Annotated in this window: 25 protein-coding genes; 12 read left to right on the top strand and 13 right to left on the bottom strand. The window is 62.7% G+C overall.

The annotated features are described in order from the left end of the window. The first annotated feature begins 13 nt into the window (after window positions 1-13). Complete coding sequence (xdhC, locus tag AC3EMP_RS06175) at window positions 14-1,036, top strand: xanthine dehydrogenase accessory protein XdhC (RefSeq protein WP_023823873.1); 1,023 nt, start codon at window positions 14-16, stop codon at window positions 1,034-1,036. Here xdhC and AC3EMP_RS06170 read toward each other — a convergent pair. Together AC3EMP_RS06170 and AC3EMP_RS06165 are read right to left on the bottom strand one after the other, a co-directional pair. Then, complete coding sequence (locus AC3EMP_RS06170) at window positions 1,033-2,292, bottom strand: LLM class flavin-dependent oxidoreductase (RefSeq protein WP_352710714.1); 1,260 nt, start codon at window positions 2,290-2,292, stop codon at window positions 1,033-1,035. The two genes, xdhC and AC3EMP_RS06170, sit on opposite strands and share 4 nt — an antisense overlap. Next, window positions 2,289-3,266 carry an LLM class flavin-dependent oxidoreductase gene (locus AC3EMP_RS06165; protein WP_352710712.1) on the bottom strand — a complete coding sequence of 326 codons (978 nt, stop codon included), beginning with the start codon at window positions 3,264-3,266 and terminating at the stop codon, window positions 2,289-2,291. Before AC3EMP_RS06165 ends, AC3EMP_RS06170 begins: the two co-directional genes overlap by 4 nt. Window positions 3,267-3,534: 268 nt before the next feature. Here AC3EMP_RS06165 and AC3EMP_RS06160 point away from each other — a divergent pair, with 268 nt between their 5' ends. Continuing rightward, window positions 3,535-4,065: a hypothetical protein gene (locus tag AC3EMP_RS06160; protein WP_352496977.1), complete on the top strand. Its 531-nt coding sequence runs from the start codon at window positions 3,535-3,537 to the stop codon at window positions 4,063-4,065. Between the two features lie 17 nt (window positions 4,066-4,082). Continuing rightward, window positions 4,083-4,400 carry a hypothetical protein gene (locus AC3EMP_RS06155; RefSeq protein WP_352496978.1) on the top strand — a complete coding sequence of 106 codons (318 nt, stop codon included), beginning with the start codon at window positions 4,083-4,085 and terminating at the stop codon, window positions 4,398-4,400. 2 nt (window positions 4,401-4,402) lie between these two features. On the opposite strand, the gene AC3EMP_RS06150 is transcribed toward AC3EMP_RS06155, so the two are convergent. Then, a complete protein-coding gene (locus tag AC3EMP_RS06150) occupies window positions 4,403-5,323 on the bottom strand; it encodes a LysR family transcriptional regulator (protein ID WP_352496979.1) in 921 nt (306 codons plus the stop codon). Window positions 5,324-5,458: 135 nt separating this feature from the next. On the opposite strand from AC3EMP_RS06150, the gene AC3EMP_RS06145 reads away from it, so the two are divergent. The 4 genes from AC3EMP_RS06145 (at window position 5,459) to AC3EMP_RS06130 (ending at window position 10,253) form a co-directional block, all read left to right on the top strand. Continuing rightward, the gene (locus tag AC3EMP_RS06145) at window positions 5,459-6,676 is read left to right on the top strand and encodes a urate hydroxylase PuuD (RefSeq protein WP_352594970.1); all 1,218 of its coding nucleotides are present in this window, start codon (window positions 5,459-5,461) and stop codon (window positions 6,674-6,676) included. Window positions 6,677-6,678: 2 nt separating this feature from the next. Next, window positions 6,679-7,995: a guanine deaminase gene (gene guaD, locus AC3EMP_RS06140; RefSeq protein ID WP_488494593.1), complete on the top strand. Its 1,317-nt coding sequence runs from the start codon at window positions 6,679-6,681 to the stop codon at window positions 7,993-7,995. A gap of 311 nt (window positions 7,996-8,306) precedes the next feature. Next, a complete protein-coding gene (locus AC3EMP_RS06135; RefSeq protein ID WP_352594976.1) occupies window positions 8,307-8,813 on the top strand; it encodes a heme-degrading domain-containing protein in 507 nt (168 codons plus the stop codon). 159 nt (window positions 8,814-8,972) lie between these two features. Further along, the gene (locus AC3EMP_RS06130; RefSeq protein ID WP_031209106.1) at window positions 8,973-10,253 is read left to right on the top strand and encodes a glycerate kinase type-2 family protein; all 1,281 of its coding nucleotides are present in this window, start codon (window positions 8,973-8,975) and stop codon (window positions 10,251-10,253) included. A 137-nt stretch (window positions 10,254-10,390) separates the two neighbouring features. Here the strand turns inward: AC3EMP_RS06130 and AC3EMP_RS06125 are convergent, their stop codons facing one another. The 4 genes from AC3EMP_RS06125 to AC3EMP_RS06110 form a co-directional block, all read right to left on the bottom strand. Further along, window positions 10,391-11,857 carry a UdgX family uracil-DNA binding protein gene (locus AC3EMP_RS06125; RefSeq protein ID WP_023694723.1) on the bottom strand — a complete coding sequence of 489 codons (1,467 nt, stop codon included), beginning with the start codon at window positions 11,855-11,857 and terminating at the stop codon, window positions 10,391-10,393. 2 nt (window positions 11,858-11,859) lie between these two features. Then, entirely contained in the window at window positions 11,860-13,095 is a 1,236-nt protein-coding gene (locus tag AC3EMP_RS06120; RefSeq protein WP_023694722.1) for a putative DNA modification/repair radical SAM protein, read from the bottom strand. Between the two features lie 231 nt (window positions 13,096-13,326). Continuing rightward, the gene (locus AC3EMP_RS06115) at window positions 13,327-14,712 is read right to left on the bottom strand and encodes a glutamine synthetase family protein (protein ID WP_023683505.1); all 1,386 of its coding nucleotides are present in this window, start codon (window positions 14,710-14,712) and stop codon (window positions 13,327-13,329) included. A 35-nt stretch (window positions 14,713-14,747) separates the two neighbouring features. After that, window positions 14,748-16,130 (bottom strand): aspartate aminotransferase family protein, encoded by a 1,383-nt coding sequence (locus tag AC3EMP_RS06110; protein WP_023752459.1) that lies wholly within the window; start codon window positions 16,128-16,130, stop codon window positions 14,748-14,750. Between the two features lie 155 nt (window positions 16,131-16,285). Here AC3EMP_RS06110 and AC3EMP_RS06105 point away from each other — a divergent pair, with 155 nt between their 5' ends. Further along, window positions 16,286-16,738: a hypothetical protein gene (locus AC3EMP_RS06105; protein WP_023683507.1), complete on the top strand. Its 453-nt coding sequence runs from the start codon at window positions 16,286-16,288 to the stop codon at window positions 16,736-16,738. 1 nt (window position 16,739) lies between these two features. Here AC3EMP_RS06105 and AC3EMP_RS06100 read toward each other — a convergent pair whose 3' ends face one another. The 4 genes from AC3EMP_RS06100 to AC3EMP_RS06085 all read right to left on the bottom strand — a co-directional run bounded on the left by AC3EMP_RS06100 (window position 16,740) and on the right by AC3EMP_RS06085 (window position 19,753). After that, window positions 16,740-17,714, bottom strand: coding sequence for a WD40 repeat domain-containing protein (locus AC3EMP_RS06100; protein ID WP_352710707.1), 975 nt, complete (start codon window positions 17,712-17,714; stop codon window positions 16,740-16,742). Window positions 17,715-17,825: 111 nt separating this feature from the next. Continuing rightward, on the bottom strand, window positions 17,826-18,353 hold the full coding sequence (locus tag AC3EMP_RS06095; RefSeq protein WP_023752460.1) for a hypothetical protein: 528 nt from the start codon (window positions 18,351-18,353) through the stop codon (window positions 17,826-17,828). Next, window positions 18,350-18,628: a type II toxin-antitoxin system TacA family antitoxin gene (locus AC3EMP_RS06090; protein ID WP_352710704.1), complete on the bottom strand. Its 279-nt coding sequence runs from the start codon at window positions 18,626-18,628 to the stop codon at window positions 18,350-18,352. Before AC3EMP_RS06090 ends, AC3EMP_RS06095 begins: the two co-directional genes overlap by 4 nt. A gap of 69 nt (window positions 18,629-18,697) precedes the next feature. Then, window positions 18,698-19,753: a CobW family GTP-binding protein gene (locus AC3EMP_RS06085; RefSeq protein WP_023694718.1), complete on the bottom strand. Its 1,056-nt coding sequence runs from the start codon at window positions 19,751-19,753 to the stop codon at window positions 18,698-18,700. Between the two features lie 419 nt (window positions 19,754-20,172). On the opposite strand from AC3EMP_RS06085, the gene AC3EMP_RS06080 reads away from it, so the two are divergent. Continuing rightward, window positions 20,173-20,643: a MarR family winged helix-turn-helix transcriptional regulator gene (locus AC3EMP_RS06080; RefSeq protein WP_023694717.1), complete on the top strand. Its 471-nt coding sequence runs from the start codon at window positions 20,173-20,175 to the stop codon at window positions 20,641-20,643. Between the two features lie 26 nt (window positions 20,644-20,669). On the opposite strand, the gene AC3EMP_RS06075 is transcribed toward AC3EMP_RS06080, so the two are convergent. Next, window positions 20,670-21,533, bottom strand: coding sequence for an AraC family transcriptional regulator (locus AC3EMP_RS06075; protein WP_023694716.1), 864 nt, complete (start codon window positions 21,531-21,533; stop codon window positions 20,670-20,672). A 47-nt stretch (window positions 21,534-21,580) separates the two neighbouring features. Between AC3EMP_RS06075 and AC3EMP_RS06070 the strand changes: the two genes are divergently transcribed. After that, entirely contained in the window at window positions 21,581-21,988 is a 408-nt protein-coding gene (locus AC3EMP_RS06070) for a DUF2000 family protein (RefSeq protein WP_352710701.1), read from the top strand. Here AC3EMP_RS06070 and AC3EMP_RS06065 read toward each other — a convergent pair. Then, on the bottom strand, window positions 21,985-22,773 hold the full coding sequence (locus AC3EMP_RS06065) for an alpha/beta fold hydrolase (RefSeq protein WP_352710698.1): 789 nt from the start codon (window positions 22,771-22,773) through the stop codon (window positions 21,985-21,987). The genes AC3EMP_RS06070 and AC3EMP_RS06065 overlap by 4 nt on opposite strands. Before the next feature lie 128 nt (window positions 22,774-22,901). Here AC3EMP_RS06065 and AC3EMP_RS06060 point away from each other — a divergent pair, with 128 nt between their 5' ends. Next, window positions 22,902-23,804, top strand: coding sequence for a LysR family transcriptional regulator (locus tag AC3EMP_RS06060; protein WP_352710695.1), 903 nt, complete (start codon window positions 22,902-22,904; stop codon window positions 23,802-23,804). 181 nt (window positions 23,805-23,985) lie between these two features. Continuing rightward, window positions 23,986-24,870, top strand: a complete 885-nt coding sequence (locus AC3EMP_RS06055; RefSeq protein ID WP_352447225.1) for a DMT family transporter — start codon at window positions 23,986-23,988, stop codon at window positions 24,868-24,870. Window positions 24,871-24,893: the final 23 nt, after the last annotated feature.

The following is a 24,893-nucleotide window of genomic DNA, read 5'->3' as shown; positions in this document are numbered from 1 at the left end:
GGGAATGCGAAATATGAAGTCGAAAGTGCAAAGCCTCAGAGCTTTTCTCGCCAGCGCCGACCGGTTTGCCTTGGTCGAAGTGGCCAGTACCAAGGGCTCGACCCCCCGCGAGAAGGGCGCCTTCATGCTCGTCTCGCAGGCGGCGACTTTTGGCACGATCGGCGGCGGTCAGCTCGAGTACATCGCGATCGACAAGGCGAGGCAGATGGTGGGGTCTTCACCCTCCCCCTTGTGGGGAGGGTCGGCCGGCGAAGCCGGCCGGGGTGGGGGTGCGGACGATCGTGCCAAGCCACCCCGTTTCGCTGACGCCGCCACACGGCGTCCGCTCACCGACCCTCCCCACAAGGGGGAGGGTAAAGAAGCCCGCATCGGCTTCGACGAAGTCTGCGCCACGCTTGACGTGCCGCTAGGCCCCGAGATCGGCCAGTGCTGCGGCGGGCGCGTCGAAGTCTTGATCCGTGTCGTCGATGCCGCGCTTACTGCCGAGCTGATCGCGGCCGCAGAAGCCGAGGAAGCCCACCTGCCGCATGTCTATATCTTCGGCGGCGGCCATGTCGGCCGGGCGCTGGCCTCGACTGTTGCACTTCTTCCCGTGCGTGGTGTCGTCATCGAGACGCGGGCCGAAGCGCTGGAAGGCATGCCGGAAACCGTCGAGACGCGGCTGACGCCGATGCCCGAGGCCGAGGTGCGAAACGCCCCCGCCGGCACCGCCTTCGCCATCCTCACCCACGACCATGCGCTGGATTTCCTCATCGTCGCCGAAGCGCTGAAGCGCGACGACGCGGCCTATGTCGGCATGATCGGCTCGAAAACCAAGAGAGCGACGTTCAGGAACTGGTTCCTGAAATCGGCTGAGGGCACGGAGGCTGAGTTCGCCCGCCTCGTCTCGCCGATCGGCGGCGATGCGGTCAAGGACAAGCGCCCACCGGTCATAGCTGCGCTGGCCGCGGCCGAGATCATGACGGCGCTGGTCGCGCACGGCGCGGCACCGGCGGTAAGCCAGCAGGCGCGGCAAGGCCAAGAGGTAGCCGGCTAATCTTTTTTATCCGACCGCTTCAGGCCAAGATGATCTCGCAAGGTGCTGCCTTCGTATTCCCGACGGAACAGTCCGCGTCGCTGCAGTTCCGGCACCACCAGCGTGGCAAAGGCATCGAGCTCGCCGGGGAAGTATGACGGCATGACGTTGAAGCCGTCCGCGCCGCCGCCCTCGAACCGCGCCTGCAATTCGTCAGCGATCCGCGCCGGCGTGCCGACGATACGCCAATGGCCACGTGCGCCGGCGAAATGGCGCGCAAGCTGGCGGATCGACAGGCCGTCGCGGCGCGATTGTTCGATGACCAGCGCCTGGCGGCTTTTCATGCCCTCGGTCTCCGGCAGCTCGGGCATCGGTCCGTCGATCGGATAGCTCCCGAGATCGGAGATGCTGAGATAGCTGGACAGCAGCGCCACGCCGACATCGTCAGGGATCAGCGCCTGCAATTCCTCCTGTTTCTCCCGCGCTTCGGCCTCGGTTTCCGCCACCACCGGGGAGACGCCGGGCATGATCTTGATGTCGTCGGGTTCCCGCCCATAGGCAGCCATACGGCCCTTGAGGTTGTCGTAAAAGCCCTTGGCTTCCTCGAGGGTCTGCGCCGCCGTGAACACGACGTCGGCGGTGCGGGCGGCAAGGTCGCGGCCGACATCCGAGGCGCCGGCCTGCACCATCACCGGCGCGCCCTGCGGCGAGCGCGGCAGGTCGAGCGGGTCGCGCACCGAAAAGCTCTGGCCGTTGTGACCGTGAAAGCCACTGCCTTGCCAAAGTCCTGATACCACCTCGGCGAATTCGCGCGCCCGCTCGTAGCGGTCGGCATGCGGTTTCAGGCCCGTCGCGCCGAAATTGGCGGCTTCGATGGGGCTGGCCGACGTCACCAGGTTCCAGCCAGCCCGGCCACCACTCAGATGATCGAGCGACAGAAAGGTGCGCGCCAGGCCGTAGGGCTCGTTGTAGCTGGTCGACGCCGTCGAAACGAGGCCGATGCGGCTGGTCTGCACGGCGAGCGCGGACAGCAGGCTGATCGGCTCGAAGCCGATCGAGCGTGAGGTCTGCCTGGCGATGCCGACATTGGCTTCGCGCAGACCGGCGGCGTCCTCGCAGAACACCATGTCGAACTTCGCCGCTTCCGCCGTGCGCGCCAGCTGGATGTAATGATCGATGTCGATGCCTGCAGTAACATGCGCCTTGGGGTGACGCCAGGCGGCGATGTGGTGGCCCGTCGCCCACAGGAAGGCGCCAAGCTTCATCTGGCGGGTCATTGCGCTCCTCCGGCAAGTCTGAGATGAGAGCGCAAGGTGGTGCCGGGATAATCCGGGTGGACGAGGCCGCGGCGCTGCAATTCCGGCAGCACGCGGCCGATGAAACCGTCAATCGCCGCAGGCGGTATTGCGATGTTGAACCCGTCGCAGCTTTGCGAGCTGAACCATGTTTCGAGCGCGTTGGCAGCGACATCTGCGCCAACGTTCAGCAGCAGCTTGACCGCACCCGGATCGCGTCCGCAGGCCACAACGCGGCGCTTGAGATCGTCATGGCGCGCCTTGGGGTCCTTTGTGGGTCTGTCCAGCAGGACGACATCGGCAGTGCGGGCGGCCATATCCAGGTCGGCCTCGGACAGGCCGGACAGCACCAGCACCGGCGTATCCTGCGGCGAGCGCGCGACGTTCAGCGGCCCGCGCACGGAGAAAAATTCGCCCTTGTGGTCGAGCAGGTGCATTTTTTCGGGATCGTGGAAGCGGCCGCCGATCTTGTCGAACAGCAGCGCGTCGGCATCCCAGCCCTGCCACAGGCGCTGAACGATGCCGATGTATTCCTGCGTGCGGCGGCGGAACACATCGTCGGAAAATCCATCCGGCCGGCTGAAATTGGCGGCTTCCCGTGGCGCCTGCGCCATGGTCGCGTGCCAGCCGGCGCGGCCATGGCTGATGATGTCGAGCGAAGCAAAACGGCGCGCCAGATTGTACGGCTGGTGAGCGACCGTCGAGGCTGCAGCGACAAGGCCGATCCGACTTGTCACCGTCGCCAGCGCCGCCAGCAAGGTCGTCGCTTCGAAGGCTACCAGTTGGTTTTGTGTGTCTTCGGAACCCGTCGCGGTATCGGCAAGCAGCACCATGTCCAGCCCGGCGGCTTCGGCCTTCTGCGCAAAGCTGGAAAGGCGATTGAATTCCGGCACATTCTGCGGCGAAGTGTCGAGGATCGGTGAAACGGCAAGATGCATCATGGTGCCGTTGGGCATCGGTCTTCCCTGGCAACAGATATTTCGCGAAAATTATCATCGCCGTCAGCGCGTAAATCAACCCGATCCGTGATGCCAGTAGGCCATCATTTCCCAGCCAGAACGCCATCGATAGGCCGCAGGGTAAGCGCGGCCACTGCTTCCTTTGAGCCGACAGCCGAGGCCTGAAAGGAATTATTCAAGCCACGATCGCAACTGCAAGAAATTTATGCTTGATTTGCTAATTTAGAAATGAGCAATATAAGTTATCATTGGTAGGGGGTAGGAAATGACACCAAAGAATGTGACCCAGGCTTTTTCCTGCTTGACTTTCTCTTTTTTTGTTACGGCATGTGTCGCGATTGTATCGCCATATGACATCACGTTTGATCAGACGCTGAACAAACTATCACAGGACACTTCAACATTTTTGGCTGCCGCTTCAGCCGGGGGTAGTGAGCGAGGCTATTCTTCGAAGGAAACAGTGGCCTACTACGCGTCGACCTACAATGTGCTGGATCGGCTGGAGCAGAGGGCCAGATTGACGAGAGCGATGGTCGCGTGCCCCACAGATGCCACTCTGCGTGACTTTGCGGCGGTGGCGACAAGTCGTACGCAACTGCCCCCCGACTATCTGAGCTTCGATTGCCGTGAGTTCCAACTCTACGCGGTTCAATTCTATGTCGACCAACTGCACTACGCCCATGAGAATGACGGCGTCTTGAACAAGTCGGAAGTGAACGCTCTCGGCGGCACCCTGCAAGCCTCCATTATGGGCGCGATCCAGACCTTTCTCGTGAATAAACCCGAGAAAGCATGATTTAAGGAGGAGACAAAATGGCCGATCTAGCGAAGCAAATATTGGCGCAAGCTGCCGCCACCGGCGGTGAGACGTGGGGCAAAATCCAGAAGTCGGCGCCTCTGTACGTTAAATCCTATGCGCAATCACTGGTCGACATCGCTGCAGGCGTCGTTGCCGGCGAGATTACAAAAAAAGACGCGAAAATGTACGTGCAGAATGCCCACCTGTTACTGGTTATGGGCATCGCAAACACGTCCCACATCATTCTTGCCCAGGTTCAGAAGTTCATCGACGGCGTGATCGCGACTCTTAAAAGCGCTATTAATGCGGCGCTGCCGATAGCGATCCTGTAATTCTACCGGCCGGCCAGCAAATCCTTGATCAGCCGCTGGCAACGCTCGGCCATGAAGTCGAGCAACAGCCGCACCTTCGGGTCCTGCAGCTTCTTGTGCGGATAGACGGCGGCGAACTGCACCGGCGTTGGCGGCGTGCTGGCCAGGATGACCTGCAGCCGCCGGTCGCGGATGAAGGGTTCGACCTCGAAGCGCGGCTTGTTGATGATGCCGCGGCCCGACAGCGCCCAGCCGGTCAGCACATCGCCATCGTCGGTGTCGTAGGGGCCGTGCACCTCGAATTTCTGCGGGCCGGACGGCGTCTGCAGCGTCCAGACATATTCGCGCGCCCCGGAATAGCGCAGCATCAGGCAGTCGTGCTTCTTGCCGATCAGCTCCTGTGGCTCCACCGGCTCGCCGCGCGCTTCGAGATATTTCGGTGCCGCCACCAGCACGCGTTCACATTCCATGATGCCGCGCATCCGCAGGCTGGAATCCTCGATGATGCCGAGCTTGAAGGCGACGTCGATGCCTTCCTTCATGATGTCGATATTGTGGTCGGAGAGCCTCAGCCGCACCTCGATATCGGGGTATTTGTCGTGGAAATCCGGAATGCCCGACGCCACCAGCCGCCGTCCGAGGCCGAGCGGTGCGGTCACCTTGATGGTGCCGCGCGGTTGGCCGGAAAGAGCCGAGACCGCGGCTTCCGCCTCGGTGATCGCCTCCAGCACCTGCTTGGCGCCGGAGTAGAACACCGTGCCATGCTCCGTCGGCATCAATTGCCGTGTGGTGCGGTTGAACAGCCGCACGCCGAGGTGTTTTTCCAGCTCCTTGATGCGGTTGGAGGCGACCGCCGGCGAAATGCGCATGTCGCGGCCTGCCGCCGAGAGATTACCAAGCTCGACGACGCGGACGAAGACGGCGATGTTGTCGAGATAGGCCATTCGTGGCTCTTTATGTGGCGGCGTACGTGGTCAGCCTAGTATTTTCCATTTTTTTTTGAAAGTCATCGTACACCTCGCCTCTTTTCGTTTGCGCCCGACACCGTAAAGTCAGCCGATCGGCAGGGACGATTTCAAATGATGGATTTCGCGATTTTCTGGGACTGGCTGAGTTTCGCCGTGCGCTGGCTGCACGTCGTCACCGGCATCGCCTGGATCGGCTCGTCCTTCTATTTCGTCGCGCTCGACCTTGGGCTGCGCCAGCGCCCCGGCATGCCGGCCGGCGCATTCGGCGAGGAATGGCAGGTGCATGGCGGCGGCTTCTACCACGTCCAGAAATATCTGGTGGCGCCGGCCGAAATGCCGGAACACCTGACCTGGTTCAAGTGGGAATCCTACGCCACATGGTTGTCCGGCTTCGCCATGCTGTGCGTGGTCTACTATGCCGGCGCCGATTTGTTCCTGATCGACCCCAATGTTCTGTCCATGTCGGTTCCCGTGGGCATCCTGCTGTCGATGGCGACGATCGGCGTCGGCTGGGTTGTCTACGATCTGCTCTGCCGGTCGCCGCTCGGCAAAAGTGACACCGGACTGATGCTGGTGCTCTATGGCGTGCTGGTGTTCATCGCCTGGGGGCTGACGCATCTGTTCACCGGCCGCGCCGCTTTCCTGCATCTGGGCGCCATCACCGCCACGATCATGTCGGCCAACGTCTTCATGGTGATTATTCCAAACCAGAAGATCGTCGTCGCCGACCTGATTGCCGGCCGCAAGCCCGACCCGAAATACGGCAAGATCGCCAAGCAGCGCTCGCTGCACAACAATTACCTGACGCTGCCCGTGCTGTTCCTGATGCTGTCGAACCACTATCCGCTGGCGTTTGCGACGGAGTTCAACTGGGTCATCGCCTCGCTGGTGTTCATCATCGGCGTCTTGATCCGGCACTATTTCAATACCGTGCATAAGCGTGCCGGCAACCCGCACTGGACCTGGATGGCGGCTGCGGTGCTGTTCGTCATCATCATGTGGCTGTCGACAGCGCCGAAAATACTGACCGGCGAGCTCAAGGCATCCGCCGCGGCTGAAGTCTATATCGCCTCGTCGCATTTCCCGGCGGTGCGCGACACCGTGCTTGGCCGCTGCTCGATGTGCCATACGGCCGAGCCGGTCTATGAAGGCATCTACCATGCGCCGAAGGGCGTGATGCTCGACACCGACGCCGGCATTGCCGAGCATGCGCGTGAAATCTATTTGCAGGCCGGGCGCAGCCACGCCATGCCGCCCGCCAACGTCACCCAGATCAGCGACAAGGAACGGGCGCTGCTGGTCGCCTGGTTCGAAGGCGCAGGGAAATAGGGATGACCTCCACACTTCTGCGCGGCCGCACGCTAAGCTTCTTGCGCTGGCCCGAAGCCATCGACGACCATGCCGCCTGGCGCTATGAGGAGGATGGCGGCCTGCTGATCCGTGACGGCCGGATCGTTGCCGCAGGCAGCTACACGGAAGTCGAAAAGCAAGCGGGCGACGGTGCGAAAAGGATCGATCATCGGCCGCATCTGCTGCTGCCCGGCTTCATCGATGCGCATGCGCATTTCCCGCAGATGCAGGTCATTGCCTCCTACGGCGCCGAACTGCTCGACTGGCTGAACACCTACACCTTTCCCGAAGAGACCAAATTCGCCAACGCCCAGCATGGCCGCCGCATCGCCCGGCTGTTCCTGGACGAGATGGTGCGCCACGGCACGACGACGGTCGCCGCCTACTGCTCGGTGCACAAGGCGTCTGCCGAAGCGTTCTTTGCCGAATTGCATGCGCGCGGCATGCTCAACATTGCCGGCAAGGTGATGATGGATCGAAACGCGCCGGCAGGCGTGCTCGACACGCCGCAATCCGGCTATGACGATACGAAGGCACTGATTGCGGAATGGCACGGCAAGGGCCGCCAGCTTTATGCGATCACGCCGCGCTTCGCCATCACCTCTTCGCCCGAACAGTTGGAGATGTCGGGCGCGCTCTGCCGCGAGCATCCCGATCTGCATATGCAGACGCATCTGTCGGAAAACCACGCCGAAATCGCCTTCACGCAAAAACTCTATCCGCAGGCGCGCGACTACACCGATGTCTACGAGCAGTATGGCCTGCTGGGGCCAAAGAGCCTGTTCGGCCACTGCATCCATCTCTCGGAACGAGAGGCCGATGCGCTGTCGGACTCAGGCTCGGTGGCGGTGTTCTGCCCGACCTCGAACCTGTTCCTCGGCTCCGGCCTGTTCGATTACCAGCGCTTTCGGCGCCGCGACAAGCCGCTGCGCATCGCCGCGGCCAGCGATGTCGGCGGCGGCACCAACTATTCGATGCTGCGCACCATGGACGAGGGCTACAAGGTGATCGCGCTGACTGGCGAAAAGCTGAACCCGTTCCAGTCCTTCTGGCAATTAACACGTGGCAATGCCGAGGCGCTGTCTATGGCGGACAAGGTCGGCACGCTGGATGAAGGCACCGATGCCGACATCACCGTGCTCGACGCCCGCGCCACGCCGGCGATGCGGCTGAGGATGGCGACTGTGGAGACGCTGGCGGAGGAGCTGTTCCTGCTGCAGACGCTGGGCGACGACCGTGCCGTGCGCGAGGTCTATGTCGCGGGGCGGCCGGCCAAGAGTGATATGATCGCGGGTTAGGACTTATCATCCGCGCGGGACAAGATGATGATTGCGCCTGGTTGCCAAGAGGTTCCCCCACTCCGTCGCCGCTTCGCGGCGCCAACTCTCCCCCCTCCGGAGGGAGAGGAAGGGAGCCTTTGCTTCGGAGGACGGGCGCCGGTTCGGACAGCTTTGCGCCCTTCCTCTACCCCGTCGATCGGGGGAGAGGTGTCGAGAGAAGCTCGACGGAGTGGGGGGCGACCCTGGCGGGGCAAGACCACCACCGCGACGAGACCTTGACCGGGCGGAGCTTGTCGTACACACGATTTGTGACGATTTCGGAGAACAAAATGGCCGCTGCCGACGACATCGCTCTGATCCAGAAGCAGGAAGAGACACTGGTCTTCCCGGCCTTCGACGAGGCCGTCGCGTTCAAGATCGGCGCGGCGATCCGAGAGCGGGCGCTGGCCGAAAAGCTGCCCATCATTGTCGATATCAGGCTGTGGGATCGGCCGCTGTTCTATGCCGCGCTGCCGGGTTCGAACGCCTCCAACCCCGACTGGGCGCGACGCAAGATCAATGTGGTCAAGCGCTACCTCAGGAGCACCTATCGCCTGGTGCTGGAGCAGCAGCGACCGGACCGCACCTTCAAGGTCGGCGAGGGGCTGGATATTGCTGATTACGTACTGGCCGGCGGCGGGTTTCCGGTGACTGTAAAGGGGGCTGGCGTGATCGGCGTCATCGCCGTCTCCGGCCTGCCGGAACGCCAGGACCACGGCGTCGTCGTCGATGCACTGTGCGATCATCTCGGCCTCGATCGGACACAATTGGCGCTGCCGCCGGAAGATAAATCGTGACGCTACCGCTGCCCCTCATCCGCCTGCCGGCACCTTCTCCCCCTATAGTGACGGGGAGAAGGGACAAGCCCGCTCTCCCCGTCTTTCACGGGGAAAGGATAAGGGAGAGGGGCAGCGCCAACGTTTGCTCAGTTTGAAAACCGCCAGTTACGGCCAAGGATAACCGTGCTCGACCCAAAATCCTTTCTCATCTCGATCTTCAATGCCGCTGTTGCCGCTGCCGATCCTGAACGGACCATCCGGAATCATCTGCCGGCGAGGCCCAGTGGCCGCACCATCGTCATCGGCGCCGGCAAGGGATCGGCGCAGATGGCGGCGGCATTCGAGAAGGTGTGGGACGGGCCGATCGAAGGGCTGGTCGTCACCCGCTACGGCTATGGCACCAGATGCGAGCGCATCGAAATCATCGAGGCGGCACATCCGGTACCGGACGCTGCCGGTCTTGAGGCGTCGCGGCGCCTGCTCGAAAAGGTGCAAGGGCTGACTGCGGACGACCTGGTAGTGGCGCTGATATCGGGAGGAGGATCGGCGCTGCTGCCGTCGCCTGCCCCCGGCCTGACGCTCGCCGACGAAATCGCCGTCAACGAGGCGCTGCTTGCCTCCGGCGCGCCGATTGCGGCGATGAACACAATCCGCAAGCATCTCTCGACCATCAAGGGCGGCCGGCTGGCAGCTGCCGCCTGGCCGGCCAAACTGGTATCACTGGTTGTCTCTGATATTCCCGGAGACAACCCGGCGCTGGTGGCCTCCGGCCCGACCGTGCCCGACTCCGGCAACCGCGCCGATGCGCTGGCCTCGATAGCGGCCTACGGCATGAAACTGCCCGACGCCGTCATGGCGCACATCAACTCGCCAGAGGCCGATGCGCCAGATCCGGATGACCAGCGCTTTTCACGCAATGAAGTGCACCTGATCGCCTCGGCTGGCGTGTCGCTGGAAGCGGCAGCCGCTGAGGCAAAACGGCAGGGCATCGAAGCCGTCATCCTCTCCGATTCCATCGAGGGCGAGGCGCGCGAGGTCGGTGGCGTGCATGCAGCCATTGCGCGCGAAGTGGCGACGCGCAACCGGCCGTTCAAAAAGCCGGTGCTGATCCTGTCCGGCGGCGAGACGACCGTGACCTTGCGGGCCCCTGTTGACGGAAAAAGGGGCAAGGGCGGCCGCAACTCCGAATTCCTGCTCGCCTTTGCCATCGGCATCAGCGGCGCGGAAGGTATTCATGCACTGGCCGCCGATACCGACGGCATCGATGGCTCGGAAGACAATGCCGGCGCCTTTGCCGATGGCTCGACCGTCTCGCGCATGCGTGCCGCCGGCGTCGGCGCCAAGGCGATGCTGGCCGGCAACAATGCCTGGACGGCGTTCAACGCGATCGGCGATCTGTTCGTGCCGGGGCCGACGGGTACGAATGTGAATGATCTGAGGGCAATCCTGATCAGTTAATTCGGCCGTGGCGGCCGAAGTTTCCAACGTTGGATTCACGACCGTGAAGCCACTCAGCTTCGTCATCCCTGGGCGAAGCAGGAGCGAAGCTCCTTGTTCGCCCGCGGATGACGATGTCGCTGAGGCTTTCGCTCATCTCACGACCCCATCAGCCGCTTCACCTCTTTCATATCCTTTAGGAACCGCTCGCGCTCAGCCTCCTTGTCCGTCGGCTCGTGAATGCGCAGGATAAAGGACGGGTGGATGGTGATGAACACGCGCAAGCCATCCTCGCGTTCGATCAACTGGCCGCGCATTTTCGTCACGGCAATGGCCTTGCCCAGCAGCGACAACGCCGCCGTTGCCCCAAGCGCCACGGCGAGGTCCGGCTTGATCAGCTCAAGCTCCCGGCCGATCCACCAGCGGCAGGCCTGGACTTCGCCGGTATTTGGCTTCGAGTGGATGCGGCGCTTGCCGCGCGGCTCGAACTTGAAGTGCTTGACGGCGTTGGTGACGTAGACTTTTTGCCGGTCGACGCCTGCGTCATCGAGAATTGCATCGAACACTTTGCCCGCTGGCCCGATAAAAGGTTTGCCGGCGAGATCTTCCTGATCGCCAGGTTGTTCGCCGACGAAGACCACTTTGGCGTCATCCGGCCCCTCGCCGAACACGGTCTGTGTCGCGTCGCGCCACAACGGGCAGCGGCGGCAGCCTTTCGCGGCTTCGCGTAGCTCGGAAATGGTGTTGGCGTCATCGTCCGGCGCCTCGGCCGGCTCGCGCTTCGGCCAATGTTTCGCCTGCAGCTTGGCGTGGTGCGGCGCCGGCATTGTCGGCAGTCTGGCAATCATATCCCTGGCGGCCTCGTCCGCTCCTGCGATCAGATCTGGAATGAGCGAGGCCTCGGGAAGGTTCCGCCAATATTTCTTCGGCATCTCCTTCTGCATCGCCTTCACCTTGAGCCGCGCCGGGTTGAAGATGTTTTCGAAATAGGTCAGCCACAACGCCTCGGTGTCGTCCTGATCGGGTGCATCGCCCTTGGCCGCACCCGGCCCGATCGCCAGCCTTTCGCCGTTCCAGTCGGCGGAGGCATAGGGCGTCAGGATGGTCCAGCGCATGCCGGTGAACCGCCGGACGAAGAAATCCGCGTTGCGCTCGACAATGAAATGCTCCGGCTCGAACCAGGCGACGTAGCGCTCGTTCTCGCCGTCGCCGATCTTCCGGAAGCGTACGAAGGCATGCATCTTATGGCTGTCGCGCCGCACCGCCTTTTCCATGGCTTCGAGCCGCCTGGTGTCGGGATCGGATGCGATCGCCAGCAGTTTCGGCTCGGTGCGAAGGCGCCAAAGCATCCGGTAGAGAAAGGCAAACCGGCCGGGGTCGGAGTGGCAGAAGGCAGTTTCTGCATGGGCGATGAACTCGCGCGGGACGGTAAGCTGCGCGCCCTCTGGCACCGCCGGCAAGGCATCTTGAGGATCATTGGCGTCGGACCCGACACCCCAACTAATATCCTCAGGCCGGACCTCATTCAGCGCCAGACGCCGTGCCGCATCGCGCCAACCGGCGAAATCGGTCTGGCTCGCTAGCCGGACGGTGTATCGGGCAAGGTCGAGCTGGGCCGGCTGCATGGTCAAAACAGCGACAGTTGTTCGCAGGACTTTACGATCGTATCGCGCAGGCCTGTCTTGTCGGTGAGTCCGCCCGGCGACCAGCCTTCGGCGATGATGAAGGGCCTCAGCTTGGCGATCGAATGGCAGATCCGTCCGACATCTTCCAGCCGCATACGTCGGTGGCGGCGGGTTTCAAGGATCTTCGCCACCACCTTGGTGCCCAGACCCGGAACCCGCAGCAGCGCTTCCCGATCGGCGCGGTTGATGTCGACGGGAAACCTCGCCCGATTGCGCAAAGCCCAGGCGAGCTTGGGGTCAATGGCGAGATCGAGCATGCCGTCGCTGCTGCCGGCGAGGATTTCCGGCTGCGAAAAGCCGTAGAAACGCATCAGCCAGTCGGCCTGATAGAGCCGGTGCTCGCGCATCAGCGGCGGTTTTTGCAGCGGCAGCGACGATGACGAATCCGGGATTGGGCTGAAGGCGGAATAATAGACGCGCCGCAGGTGATAGCTGCCATAGAGCCGCGCGCTGGTGTGCAAAATGCCGTCGTCGGATGTTTTGTCGGCGCCGACAATCATCTGCGTCGACTGACCTCCGGGCGCAAAGCGTTCGCGCTTCTTGGTCCTCAGCGTCGGCTCGGCCTTTTCCTCCATCTTCCGGCGCAGGTTCGCCATGGAAAGCCGGATCGTTTCCGGCTTCTTCTCCGGCGCCAGTTTCTTGACGCCCTCATCGGTCGGCAGTTCGACGTTGATAGACAGCCGATCGGCGTAGAGCCCGGCCTGCTCGACCAGTTCGGCCGAGCTTTCCGGAATGGTCTTCAGATGAATATAGCCGGAGAATTTTTCGTCCAGCCGCAGCCGCCGCGCCACTTCCACCATTTCGGCCATGGTCTCGTCGGGCGAACGGATGACGCCGGAGGACAGGAACAGGCCTTCGATGTAGTTGCGCCGATAAAAGTCCATGGTCAGCTTCACCACCTCGTCGATGCTAAAGCGGGCGCGGCGCACATTCGATGACGAGCGGTTGATGCAGTAGCTGCAATCGTAAATGCAGAAATTGGTGAGCAGGATTTTCAGGAGCGAAATGCAGCGGCCATCCGGCGCGTAGGAATGGCAGATGCCCATGCCTTCTGTGGAGCCGATACCGCCGGATTGGAGCGAATCCTTCTTCGCCGAGCCGGACGAAGCACAGGAGGCGTCGTATTTGGCGGCGTCAGACAGGATTGCCAGCTTTTCACGGACGGTGGGCGCGCTCATCCGTTCATGATATGTTCTTGAAGGCTGCAGCGCCACCTCATTTGATGCAGGCGGCGAAAAAGTGATCGCCGCCCGCCGTCAGGGCAATCAGAGACCGTTTCGAAATTCGCTCTGGCGAGTCATATGGTGGTGGTTTCGAGAACCGAAGCGCAGCGGACATTTGGTCCGTGAGCATCGGAAGCGCAGAAACCACCATCGATGGCCGCCGGAGTAGAATTTCGAAACGGTCTCTCAGACCTCGTGCAGGTAGAGGTGGTAGTCCAGCTCGCTCACCGTACGCGCGACGCGCAGATACTCCGACTGCTTGATCGCCACGAAGGTGCGATGCAGATCCTCGCCAAGCGCCTCTTTCAGGAAGCTCGAGGCCCGCGCCGCCTCGATCGCGGCGCGCCAGTCGACCGGCATGGTCGTGCGCGTGACAGCGGCTTCATAGCCATTCCCAGTGGTTTCAGGGCCGGGGTCGAGGCCTTCGTCCAGACCCTTGATGATGCCGGCCAGCACCGTTGCCGCGATCAGGTAGGGATTGGCGTCGACGCCCGACGGCCGGTGCTCGATGCGCCGATTCTTGGCGTCGCCGGCCGGCACGCGCAGCGCCACCGAACGGTTGTTGACGCCCCAGGTCGGCGCCACCGGCGCATAGGACTGCGAGACGAAGCGCCGCCAGGAATTGGCGTGCGGCGCAAACACCAGCATCGATTCGGCCATGGTCTGGATCAGCCCGCCGAGCCCCTGCAGCAGCGGCAGCGACCAGCTTTCGCCGCCTGCTTCGGCAAAAACGTTGCGGCCGTTCTTGTCCTGCAGCGAAACATGGAAATGCATGCCGGAGCCGGCATATTTTTCGATCGGCTTGGCCATGAAGCAGGCGGTAACACCATGGCGGCGCGCCTGCGCCCGCACCAGCCGCTTCAACATGACGAGGTCGTCGGCCGCCCGCATGACATCCTTGCGGTAATTCAGCGTCAGCTCGTACTGGCCGGGCGCGTATTCGGAAATCACCGTTTCGGCCGGAATGCCTTGCGCCTTAGCCGCGGCATAGATGTCGGAAAACAGCGGCTCCATGCCGTGCAGATGGTCGACGGAATAGACTTCCGTCTTGGCCGAGCGGCGGCCGTCGAGCACGGCGTCCGCCGGCTTTACCTTGCCGTCGGCGTCACGCTCATTGGCAAGCAGGAAAAATTCGAGTTCGAAGGCGCCGGCGGGATAGAGGCCCTTGGCCGCCAAGATGTCGACCTGCCTGGCCAGCGCCAGCCGTGGGTCCGACGACATAGGCTGTCCCTCGAGATGGTACATCGCCATCAGCAACTGGCCGCGCGGCGGGTTCGTGCCGTAAAGCGGCACCAGCGTGCCGGGGATCGGCCATGCCCTGAGATCGCCGTCTCCAGTCGTCCAGATCAGCCCGGTTTCGTGCACATCCTCCCCGGTGATGTCGAGGCCGAGGATCGAGATCGGCATGTGGCGGCCGCCCTCGAAGATGCTTTTCAGCTCATGCCGGCGCACGATCTTGCCGCGGCCGACCCCGTTGGCGTCGGTCAAGACGATGTCGAAGGCTTCGATTTCGGGATGGGCGTCGAGAAAGGCTTGCGCCTCGGCGGGCGTCGAGCCCGAAGGTGAAGTCATGATTAGTGTACTCGAGTTTGGCTTGGCAGCTTGTCTCATGCCGTCAGCCTTGCCGCAACCGTGGCGAAGGCGGTGACCAGCCGGTTGACCTGGGCGCCGGTGGTGGCCGGTGAGATCAGCATCATGTTGTGAAAGGGCGCGATCAGCACGCCCTGGTTGACCAGCGCGACATGGATAGCCGCCTCAAGCTCCGGCGCATGGGCAGTCTCGGCTTCGGCGCCGTTCCTGAGCGGGCCAGGGGCGCAGATGAACTCGACGCGGGCGCCGACGCGGGCGACATGCCAGGGCAGATTGTAGCGATCGATGACGCCGGTCAGCCCGGCATCGAGCCGCAGGGCGAGGCGATCCATCCGGGCATAATTCTCCTGCGTCATCACCTCTTCGAGCGTTGCGCGCATGGCTGCGAACTGCAGCGGGTTCGCCGACAGCGTCGTGCCCATGCCGGAATAGCCCGGCTCCTTGGTTCGATTGTAGTCGGCATAGCGCGAGGCGGCCTCGTCGCTCATGCCCCACACGCTTGCCGGCACGCCGCCGGCGATCGGCTTGCCCAGCACGAACAGGTCGGGCTGCAGCCCGAATTTCCTGGTGTAGCCGCCGGGTCCAGTCGAAATCGTGTGCGTCTCGTCTATCAGAAGCAGCGTTCCGGCCGCGCGCGTCAGTTTGCGCAAGGCGTCGTGAAAACCCGGATCGGGCAGCACCATGCAGGAATTGGTCAGCACCGGCTCAGCAATGACGCAGGCGACATCCTTGTCCTTGAGCGCTGCTTGCAGCGCGGCGACATCGTTGAATTCAATGACCTTCGCCGTCTTGGTCAGGTCGCGAAACTCACCCGCCAGCCCCGGCCGATTCACGGGCTTGCCGTCGACCATCCGGACCATCGTCTCGTCGACCGAGCCGTGATAGCAGCCGTTGAAGACCAGTATCTTTTCGCGGCCGGTGACGGCGCGGGCGACGCGCAGCGCGAAGCGGTTGGCGTCGGTGGCGGTGGTGGCGATCTGCCAGAACGGCAGACCGAAACGCTGTGTGAGCAGCGGCCCGATGGCCAGCGCATCTTCCGAAGGCAGCATATAGGTCAGGCCGCGCCCGGCCTGGCGGCGGATGGCGCGCGCCACCGGCGGCGGCGAATGGCCGAACATCGAGCCGGTGTCACCGAGGCAGAAATCGTCCAGCCTGTTGCCGTCGATATCCGTGATGGCGGCGCCCTTGGCGCTTTCGACCAGGATCGGGAATGGCGTCGGCCAGTCGTTCATCCAGTGCATCGGCACACCGCCGAAGAAGCCTGGCAGGCCGTTACCGACCTTGGCCTGCGATTTCGGCCGCGCCTTGCGGAAGGTGTTCGCCTCGCTTGTCCGCAATGCAGCGATGCGGTCACGGCTGATACCGCCGATGGATGCTTTTGAACTGTTCGTGCTGTGCATGAAATCCCTCTCGGCCGGCACACTACCCAATTGGCGACGGCAACCGCAATTGGCCGTGTTGGTGCCCTGCATTGGGTCAGCAGCAAGTTCGGCAGACTTGACCTTCCGGCGCAGTCGGGCGCCAATGCGATCGGGTCTGTGGTTTGGGGAGAAAAATGCGGACGATCATCTGCGCTATTGCGCTACTCTTGTCGGCCGCTGCGGCTTCCGCATCGGGCGGCGTCTGGTGTTCCGTCGATGACAAAGCGGTGCAATTCGAGGTCGGCGCCGGGGTCACCAGAGGTATGGGCGGCCCGACCTTCAATTTTCGCGGCGATCTCGAGATACTTGGCCGGCCGGAAGGCGACAGTCTGCGCAAGACCGTCTTTGAGGATTCCGACCTCACCCAGTACTGGCTGGACGACAAGGAGTTGCGGCTGAACGTCTACCACGAGCATCAGCTCGGAGATAAATTCAACTCTGTCGAACTGACGATCCTGACCAAGACCAGTGACGAGGGCGTCTATGACGGCCGGTACACGCTTGCCGTCTACGACAACGCCGCCGACACGGAACAGGACGGCAAGCCGAAAGAATTGACCGGCAAGGTGTCGTGCGGAGCCGAATAGGTCACGCCGAGATATCGATGACGCCGCAGTCGCCGGCGGCACTGCCGAAGGCGACCCGGCGCTCTTCCTTATCCCACATCATCGCGGTGATGGCGCCCTTGCCCGGGCGGCGCAACAGCACCTCTTTGGCATCGGTAAAGCGCACCGCCATGACCATGCCGTCATCATAGCCGACGGCGACGACATCCTGGCTCGGATGGCAGGCAACCGATGTCACCATGGCGTTGCCGCGCGTGCCGAGCTCCAGCGGCGCCTTGCCCATCGGGCCGTCCTTGCCCGAAAACGGCCAGACGATCGCCGCCGGCGCGCCGGAACTCGCCAGCCATTTGCCCTTCACGCTCCACGACAGGCTTTTGACCTTGCCGGGATAGCCGGTCATGCGCATGTGCTTGCCGTCGGCGAGCTTCCAGCCATGCAGCGCGTTTTCCTGCATGGTGGTGACGAGGAAGGCGCCATCCGGCGAGAAGGTGACGCCGGTATGGGCACCGGCCCATTCCAGCTCCACCGGCTTGCCCTCGGCGGCCGGGAAATGCAGCGTCGCGCCATTGTAGCGGGCGACGCCGAAGCGTATGCCCTTGGGGGAGAAGGCCATCCCCTCGACCGAACGCGGATGGGCAAACTCTTTGGTCTTGCCGTCGGCAAAGCGCACGAAGGCAGTCTTGCCTGTGGCATAGGCGATAGCGCCTTGCGGCCCGGCGGCGACGCTGGTGATCCACTTCTTGCCGGCGCTCGCCAATTCGCCGACGGTGCCACCTGCGGTGACAGCAAAAATCTTGCCGTCCTCGCCGCCGGTGATCAGGCGGTCGTTGGCGGCGTCATGGAACGTGGAGAGCAGGCCGTCATTGGCCTGAATTGCCTTGTGGCCGTTGTCGAGCCTATGAACTGTCCCATCGGCCAGCGCAAAATGCGGCACGTTGTCGAGGAAGACGGCGGCAAGGCAGTGACCTTCCAGGTCAAGGGGGGCAACTGTGGGCATGGCTTCCTGGGCGAAGGAGGTTTCGAATTTGTCTTGGCGACTTACTTGACGTTTCCCTCATCGGCAATCACCAGGGATTGGTGGCGGTCGCCAAAGGCAAGAAGGTAGGCATCAAAGCAGCCTGTTTGTTCGCAACTCCGTCGCGAAGGTCGCGAGCGGCATTATCAGCGTCAGTGGTTGGTCTAGAAGAGACTCTGCACCGTAGCCGGCATACCAACTCGCTGCCCGCTCGCTTTTGGCGTCAATGATGAGCAGGATGCCGCCGCCTTCGCCAGCCAGGCGTAAGCAGCGCAGCGCAGCGGCCGCAAGCAACTGCCCACCCAATCCGTGACCCGCAACACTGAGATCCGTCGCAAGACGTGCAAGCTTGAACCCAGAGACTTCGTGCCGCGCCAACCCTTTCGTCATCGCCGTGGGTACGGCGTCGTGAGGTACGGCAGACGGAGCAATTGTGTAGAAACCCAAAATCCGCTCCGGGGCTCTATCGTCTATTGCGCAAAAGGTCTTTGCCGCATTCTGCTCGTGGCTTTGTCGCGCGAACCTTCGCAAAAAATCGTTCATTTGCGTATCACCGCAATCAAACGAAGCCCGATCGTGCTGTTTAGTAATGGGCTGCTCATGCCAGGACGGAAGGGTCACAGCGTATCTGGCAAGGCGGCTATCGCCGCTCGAACTTTAGCGTTGGGTTTCGGCGGGTTTTCCAACAGGTCGAGTATGCGTGCAAAATCACGATCGGATACTTTCGTAATCTCAGCCGCTTCGATAACAGCCTGCGCCTCGGGAACGATCCTGTTGAGGATGAAGTCGGCAACATCCTGGTTAGACAACGCAGCGGCGCGTGCAATCATCGCCTTATGCGCGGGCGCAATGCGAATCTGATAGCGCTCAGTCTTGTTGTCGGCGGGCCGCGGCATAAATTGTCTCCTCAACGTGATGTACACATCATATGTGTACATCACGCCAAAATCAACCCTCTGAGGCGTTTAGGCCGCCTGGCAGGCGTCAAAGCTCTTCTTCAGCCGCTCGGCGTCAAGCTCGCGGCCGATGAACACCAGCCGGCTCTCATGCTTTTCGCCGTCTTTCCAGGCGCGCTGGTGGTCGCCTTCGATGATCATGTGCACGCCCTGGATGACATAGCGCTCGTCGTCGCCCTTGAGCGCGATGATGCCTTTCAGCCGCAGGATGTTGGGACCTTCCATCTGAGTGATCTTCTCGATCCACGGGAAGAATTTCTTCGGGTCCATCTCGCCGCCGCGCAGCGACACCGACTGCACGGTCACGTCATGGATGTCGGAGGGATGCGCGTGATCGTGATGATGATGGTCGTGATCATGGTCGTGGTGATCGTGCCCGTCATGGTCATGGTGGTCGTGATCATGATCGTGCGCCTCGAGGAAATGTGGGTCGTTCTCCAATGCGCGCGACAGGTCGAAGGCGCCGCGGTCGAGCACTTCGGACAGCGCCACGCCGGCGCGCGTGGTGCGGTGGATCCTGGCCGCCGGGTTGATGGCGCGGATGGTGGCCTCGACCTTGGCCAGCTCTTCGGGCGTCACCAGGTCGGTCTTGTTGAGCACGACGACATCGGCGAAGGCGATCTGGTCCTCGGCTTCCTTGGAATCCTTCAACCGGAGCGGCAGGTGCTTGGCGTCGACCAGGGCCACGACAGCGTCGAGCCTGGTCTTGGAGCGCACGTCGTCGTCCATGAAGAAGGTCTGCGCCACCGGCACCGGATCGGCAAGGCCGGTGGTCTCGACGACGATGGCGTCGAAGCGGCCCGGGCGGCGCATCAGGCCTTCGACGACGCGGATCAGGTCGCCGCGCACCGTGCAACAGACGCAGCCATTGTTCATTTCGTAGATTTCCTCGTCGGATTCCACGATCAAATCATTGTCGATGCCGATCTCGCCGAATTCATTGACGATGACGGCATAACGCTTGCCATGGTTTTCCGACAGGATGCGGTTGAGCAGCGTCGTCTTGCCGGCGCCGAGATAGCCGGTGAGAACGGTCACGGGGATTTGCGTCTGTGCTTCGCTCATATCTTGCCTCGAAATGGCTGGGCCACGGAATTGCGGGCCGCAAGAAGGGATTGTTGGCCTGATATAGGATGTGTGCCGGCCTTTTGCACGAGGCAAACCGCCTGGGTGTTTGACCCAGGTTGACGAAGCGGGTGGGTAGACCGAGAGGCCGAGTGCGAGGGATGCCGACCATCAACGTGTCGCCGGAAACGCCTCTTCGTTGACCTGTGCTGAGCCGCGCCGCGTCAAACCGTTGCAATCGCCTTGGCGGAAACTCGTTTGTCATCTAACTGAAATAAACATCTGGCATCACCATTTCGAGCACCACAAATGCTTGCCGGCAAAGCTGTTTCGAAAGCCGGAATCTTTTGGATCGTCGATTGCCAACCGGCCGGCTGCGTCTATGCTGCACGCACCGGTACGGCCGAAGAGGGATCACCATGGCCAAGGCGGACAAGACTGCAACGATGAGCCGGCTGCATTCGGCGGCAAGGCTGGCAAGGACCGCGCTGGCGGCGCGGCTTCTGGCGCATGGCTTCTATGCCGGCCAGGACCAGATCATGCTGACGCTCGACCGCGAGGACGGCCAGACGCCCGGCAATCTCGCCGGCCGCCTCGGCGTGCGCCCGCCGACCATCACCAAGACCATAAACCGGCTGCAGGCCCAGGGCTTTTTGGAAAAGCGCGCCTCTTCCGCGGATGCACGCCAGGCGCATATCTTTCTCACCGACACCGGCCGCGAGATCATCCACGCCATCGAGAAGTCGGTTAAGAAGACCGAGAAGCAGGCGTTGAAGGGCCTCGACAAGAAAGAACAGAAGACGCTGTTCAAGCTGCTCGCCCGCATCGAGGCCAATTTGTCGAACGAGGAGCTGGTGCTCGTCGACGACGACGCCGACATCGACGACTGACCGGCACGGCGGCCGCGTGTCTTGAGCTAGGCCGCCACCGAAGGGCCGCGCACCAGCGCCGACCAGCGGCCGGGCGTCAGGCCGAATGCTTTCTTGAAATGTCTGTTGAAATGGCTCTGGTCGCTGAAGCCGGCGCCGACGGCAATCTCGGCCAGCGGTTCGCCGATCTCGATCATCCGTCTTGCCTTTTGCAGCCGGCGCATCAGCAGGAAACGATGCGGGCTGGTGGAATAGGTCGCGCGAAAATGGCGTGACAGCGCATAGCGGTCGAGCCCGGTGACGGCTTCCAGCTCATCGGAACGAACGGACCGCTCGGCATTCTCCTCGAGATAGCCGCGCGCCAGCGCTGCCGCACGCGAGGCCGACTTCCCCATCGGCTTTGCCTTCTGTCCCGCATGACGCCCCAGATGCCGCGCCAGCTCCGCAACGAAATCGGCGACGAACAGCTCGTTCAGTTCCTCATCGAGCGGCGACAGGGCCGAAAGCAGCGTGCCACGCAAGGCGGGATCGCTGACCACAGCATCCCTGACGAAAGGCAGCGGCGCGCCGTCGAGGCAGTCGAGCAGCAGAGACGGTTCCAGATAGAGGATCCGGTAGCGCAGACCATCCTCGGTCCCGGCGCCGCCATCGTGCACTTCGTCGGGATGCAGCACGATAACCTGGCCGGGCAGGCTGTGGTTGACAGTGCCCCTGTAGTGGAAGCGCTGCACACCGGAAAGCGTCACGCCGACGGCAAGTGTATCATGACGGTGCAGGTCGAAGGCGTTGCCATGGAAATGCGCCTCGATGCGCTCGATGCCAGCGGTAACAGGCGCCGACACGATCCGGTCCTCATCCGCGCACGAACGTTCAAGACCCTGCGTCGCCTCACCGTCTAGATCGTGCGTCATCACCTATCCCTGCCCCTTCATGGGCGTGCTCCGGAGTCCTCATTTTGGTGTTCGATACGAAATTTGCAATCGTGCTGCGGGACGATCTCGCCGTCTGGCAACAGCTCAACGTCACGGCCTTCCTGACCAGCGGCGTCGTCGCGCAATTCCCCGACATTATCGGCGAACCCTACCGCGACCGCGCCGGCAACCTTTACAATCCTCTGTCGATCCAGCCGGTCATCGTGCTTTCGGCCGATGGGCCGACGCTCAACTCCATCCACCGGAAGGCGCTGGAGCGGGGCGTGACGGCGTCAGCCTATGTCGAGGAGATGTTTGCCACCGGCTTCGATGCGGCCAACCGCGCCGTCTTCGCCGAGTTCGGCCCTGAGGACGCCAAGATCGTCGGCATCGCGCTGCGTGCCGACAAGAAACTCGTCGACAAGATCACCAAGGGCGCCCGCATGCACGCCTAATTCAGCAGGAAGCGTGTAACGGCGCTCATGAATTCAGTCGGCCGCTCGACGTTCAGCATATGGACGCCCGGAAGCAGTGTAAGCGTGGCGCCGGGGATGCTGGCTGCGATCGCCTCGCTGTGGCTTGCCAGCGTTATCTTGTCGTCTTCTCCACCGATCACCAGGGTGGGGGCGGTAATGAGGGAGACAGTCCGGCGCAGATCGCAATCGCGTACGGCGGCGAAGCATCCCGCGAGACCTTGGGGCGGCGTCGCCAGGACCATCGCGCGGAACGCGTCGACGGTTTCGTTTGGGCCGGCAAGCATCGAGGCGGGAAACCAGTTGTGCATGAACATGTCCGCGGCGGCCGACATGTTGCTCGCAGCAAGGACAGTACGGATCTGCCCGTCAAAGTAAGAAGCCGGCCCGAGATGTGGCGAGGTGTTGGAAAGGCTGAGACGCTCGATGCGGTCCGGGGCATGGATACCCAGCCACTGCCCTACGAAGCCGCCCAGCGACAGCCCGCAGAAATGCACGCGGGCGATCTGAAGCGCATCCAGCAGCTCAAGGACGTCGCGGCCCAGCCGATCGAGCGAATAGGCTCCGGCCGGAGCATCGGAACTGCCGTGGCCGCGCAGATCATAGCGCAGCACCCGGAAAGATCCGGCAAATTCCGCAAGCTGCCGGTCCCACATATGCAGGTTCGTCGCAATGGAATTCGAGAGCACAAGTACAGGGCCGGCCCCCGCCAGCTGATAGGCGATCCGGCAGCCGTCGCCCGTCGTAAAATAAAGCGTGTCAGTCATCTGGTCCTCATCTCACCCTGGCGAAAGGAGTTCGATGCTCCCGCCGCCCTTTGAATGAGCCACCCTAGGCCTCGTAATTATCCAGGAAAATTACTATGATTGGACAATCTCAGTAGGTTTTGGCGATAATGAATGGTCTGAAACTCCACGACCTACGGTGCTTTGACGCCGTGGCAAGCGAGGGCAGCTTCCAGGCGGCCGCCCTTGCCTTCAACCGATCGCATCCATCCGTCTTCGCCGCTGTCGCACGCCTCGAGCAGTTGCTCGGGCTCACACTTCTCGACCGCAGCGGATATCGGGTGGGGCTGACGGAGGCGGGCCGCGAGTTTCACGCGCGAGCGCAGCTGACATTGCGCGAGCTCGACCATCTGCGAACCTATGCGGGCCAGTTGGCGAGTGGCGAGGAGACGGTCCTGCGTGTGGTCGTGGGTGATCTGTGCCCGCGACCGCAAATCCTGCCTATGCTCAGCGGCTTCTTTGCCGAACGCACCGGGACACGCCTGCACCTGGAGTACGAGGCGGTCGGCGGTCCGCTCGAACGGTTGATGGAAGGCGAGGCTGACCTCATCTTCCATCGCGCGGATCCTTCCGATCCGCATCTCGAGCGGATCCATCTCTGCGCGGTGCCCCTCGTGCCGGTGGTGGCGCCTGGGTTCCTTCCGTTCGCGCCTGGCCGCGAGATTGCGCCGGAGCAGATGCGGCCCTTCACCCAGTGCGTGATCCGCGACACGGCGCGGCGGCCGTCGCCGGAGAGCTATTTCCTCGTCGACGGTGCGCATCAGTGCTCGGTGCCGGATCATCTGATGAAGAAGGAACTGATCCTTCACGGATTGGCCTGGGGCCATCTGCCGGCATGGCTGATCGAGGACGAACTGCGGGATAGGAGGCTGATCTCGATCGCTGGTGCACATCTGCCCGGCCGGACGGAGACCCTGGCGGCGGTGCGCCGGCGCGACCGACCGCACGGACCCGTCGCCCAGGCGTTGTGGCTTCATCTCCAGGCGCAAGTGGCATCCGGCGAGGCGCTTTAGCCGGCATAGGATCGGCCCGCGCTGAGCCTGCGCGCGGCTCCTGTTGTGCCAGTCGCTTTTGGCTTGCCGGGCGCAGGCGATTGCCGCAAAGGTTAAGCGTTGATCCTCCCTGCCCGGCCTGACATTGAACGTTCCCGCAAAATCAGACGAAAGCGCAACGCCGCCCGCGGCGATGCTGTTCATGCTTTCGACCTATGTCTTTTTCACCTTTCTCGACACCTCGAGCAAATATCTGGTGCTGGCCGGCGTCTCGGCGCTGATCGTCGCCTGGGCCCGCTTCACCGTCCATGTCCTGCTTGTCGGCGTCTTCCTGCGCGGCTGGCGCGAGCCGTCGCGCTTCCGCGCCAACAATTTGCCGGCCCACATCCTGCGCGGCGGTCTGCTGTTCGGCTCGACGATGTGCAACGTCATGGCGCTCAAAACGCTTCAACTGGCCGAGACCACCTCGATCTACTTCTTCGGGCCGATGGTGATCACCGCCCTTGCCGGACCGCTGCTTGGTGAATGGGCCGGCTGGCGGCGCTGGCTGGCAATCCTGTCGGGCTTTGTCGGCGTGCTCGTCATTACAAGGCCGGGCATCGGCGTGTTCGGCATCGGCCATCTTTTCGCGCTCGGCTCGATGCTGTCGAACAGTTTTTACGTCATCATGACGCGGCGGATGTCAGCCAGCGAAACCTCGGAAAGCCTGATCCTGTTTTCGGCGCTGGCGCCGGCCGTGCTGCTTCTGCCGATGCTGCCGTTCTCGCATGGGCTGCCGCAGGATGGCTGGCACTGGTTCATACTGGTGATGCTGGGCGTGTTCGGCGCCGGCGGCCACTGGCTGCTGGTGCAGGCCTACCGCCTGGCGACCACCACGGCGCTGGCGCCGTACCCCTATTCGCAGATGGTCTGGATGATCCTGTCCGGCTGGATCATCTTCCACCAGTTCCCCGACCGCTGGACGCTGGTGGGTGCAGCCATCATCGTCGCCAGCGGCCTTTACATCATCCATCGCGAGCACCGTTTGCGGCTGCGCAATCGCACGACCGTCGATGTCGAGGCGGAGGCTCTGGCGAAAAAACTTTGATTTGCTCCGAATCCGATGGCATA

The sequence above is a fragment of the Mesorhizobium sp. P160219 genome (assembly GCF_057786095.1).
The sequence above is the reverse complement of the archived record's forward strand: the minus strand, read 5'-3'. Positions and strand labels throughout refer to the sequence as shown.

What these genes read in the sequence shown, in the direction of transcription:
- AC3EMP_RS06150 (WP_352496979.1), bottom strand. Translation starts at nt 5,323, where the DNA reads ATGGCCTATCTCGACAACATCGCCGTCTTCGTCCGCGTCGTCGAGCTT.
- AC3EMP_RS06090 (WP_352710704.1), bottom strand. Translation starts at nt 18,628, where the DNA reads ATGCCGCGGCCCGCCGACAACAAGACTGAGCGCTATCAGATTCGCATT.
- AC3EMP_RS06125 (WP_023694723.1), bottom strand. Translation starts at nt 11,857, where the DNA reads ATGCAGCCGGCCCAGCTCGACCTTGCCCGATACACCGTCCGGCTAGCG.
- AC3EMP_RS06170 (WP_352710714.1), bottom strand. Translation starts at nt 2,292, where the DNA reads ATGACCCGCCAGATGAAGCTTGGCGCCTTCCTGTGGGCGACGGGCCAC.
- AC3EMP_RS06120 (WP_023694722.1), bottom strand. Translation starts at nt 13,095, where the DNA reads ATGAGCGCGCCCACCGTCCGTGAAAAGCTGGCAATCCTGTCTGACGCC.
- AC3EMP_RS06075 (WP_023694716.1), bottom strand. Translation starts at nt 21,533, where the DNA reads ATGACGCACGATCTAGACGGTGAGGCGACGCAGGGTCTTGAACGTTCG.
- AC3EMP_RS06115 (WP_023683505.1), bottom strand. Translation starts at nt 14,712, where the DNA reads ATGACTTCACCTTCGGGCTCGACGCCCGCCGAGGCGCAAGCCTTTCTC.
- AC3EMP_RS06135 (WP_352594976.1), top strand. Translation starts at nt 8,307, where the DNA reads ATGGCCGCTGCCGACGACATCGCTCTGATCCAGAAGCAGGAAGAGACA.
- AC3EMP_RS06145 (WP_352594970.1), top strand. Translation starts at nt 5,459, where the DNA reads ATGATGGATTTCGCGATTTTCTGGGACTGGCTGAGTTTCGCCGTGCGC.
- AC3EMP_RS06055 (WP_352447225.1), top strand. Translation starts at nt 23,986, where the DNA reads ATGCTTTCGACCTATGTCTTTTTCACCTTTCTCGACACCTCGAGCAAA.
- xdhC (WP_023823873.1), top strand. Translation starts at nt 14, where the DNA reads ATGAAGTCGAAAGTGCAAAGCCTCAGAGCTTTTCTCGCCAGCGCCGAC.
- AC3EMP_RS06060 (WP_352710695.1), top strand. Translation starts at nt 22,902, where the DNA reads ATGAATGGTCTGAAACTCCACGACCTACGGTGCTTTGACGCCGTGGCA.
- AC3EMP_RS06100 (WP_352710707.1), bottom strand. Translation starts at nt 17,714, where the DNA reads ATGCCCACAGTTGCCCCCCTTGACCTGGAAGGTCACTGCCTTGCCGCC.
- AC3EMP_RS06165 (WP_352710712.1), bottom strand. Translation starts at nt 3,266, where the DNA reads ATGCCCAACGGCACCATGATGCATCTTGCCGTTTCACCGATCCTCGAC.
- guaD (WP_488494593.1), top strand. Translation starts at nt 6,679, where the DNA reads ATGACCTCCACACTTCTGCGCGGCCGCACGCTAAGCTTCTTGCGCTGG.
- AC3EMP_RS06155 (WP_352496978.1), top strand. Translation starts at nt 4,083, where the DNA reads ATGGCCGATCTAGCGAAGCAAATATTGGCGCAAGCTGCCGCCACCGGC.
- AC3EMP_RS06160 (WP_352496977.1), top strand. Translation starts at nt 3,535, where the DNA reads ATGACACCAAAGAATGTGACCCAGGCTTTTTCCTGCTTGACTTTCTCT.
- AC3EMP_RS06085 (WP_023694718.1), bottom strand. Translation starts at nt 19,753, where the DNA reads ATGAGCGAAGCACAGACGCAAATCCCCGTGACCGTTCTCACCGGCTAT.
- AC3EMP_RS06110 (WP_023752459.1), bottom strand. Translation starts at nt 16,130, where the DNA reads ATGCACAGCACGAACAGTTCAAAAGCATCCATCGGCGGTATCAGCCGT.
- AC3EMP_RS06105 (WP_023683507.1), top strand. Translation starts at nt 16,286, where the DNA reads ATGCGGACGATCATCTGCGCTATTGCGCTACTCTTGTCGGCCGCTGCG.
- AC3EMP_RS06065 (WP_352710698.1), bottom strand. Translation starts at nt 22,773, where the DNA reads ATGACTGACACGCTTTATTTTACGACGGGCGACGGCTGCCGGATCGCC.
- AC3EMP_RS06080 (WP_023694717.1), top strand. Translation starts at nt 20,173, where the DNA reads ATGGCCAAGGCGGACAAGACTGCAACGATGAGCCGGCTGCATTCGGCG.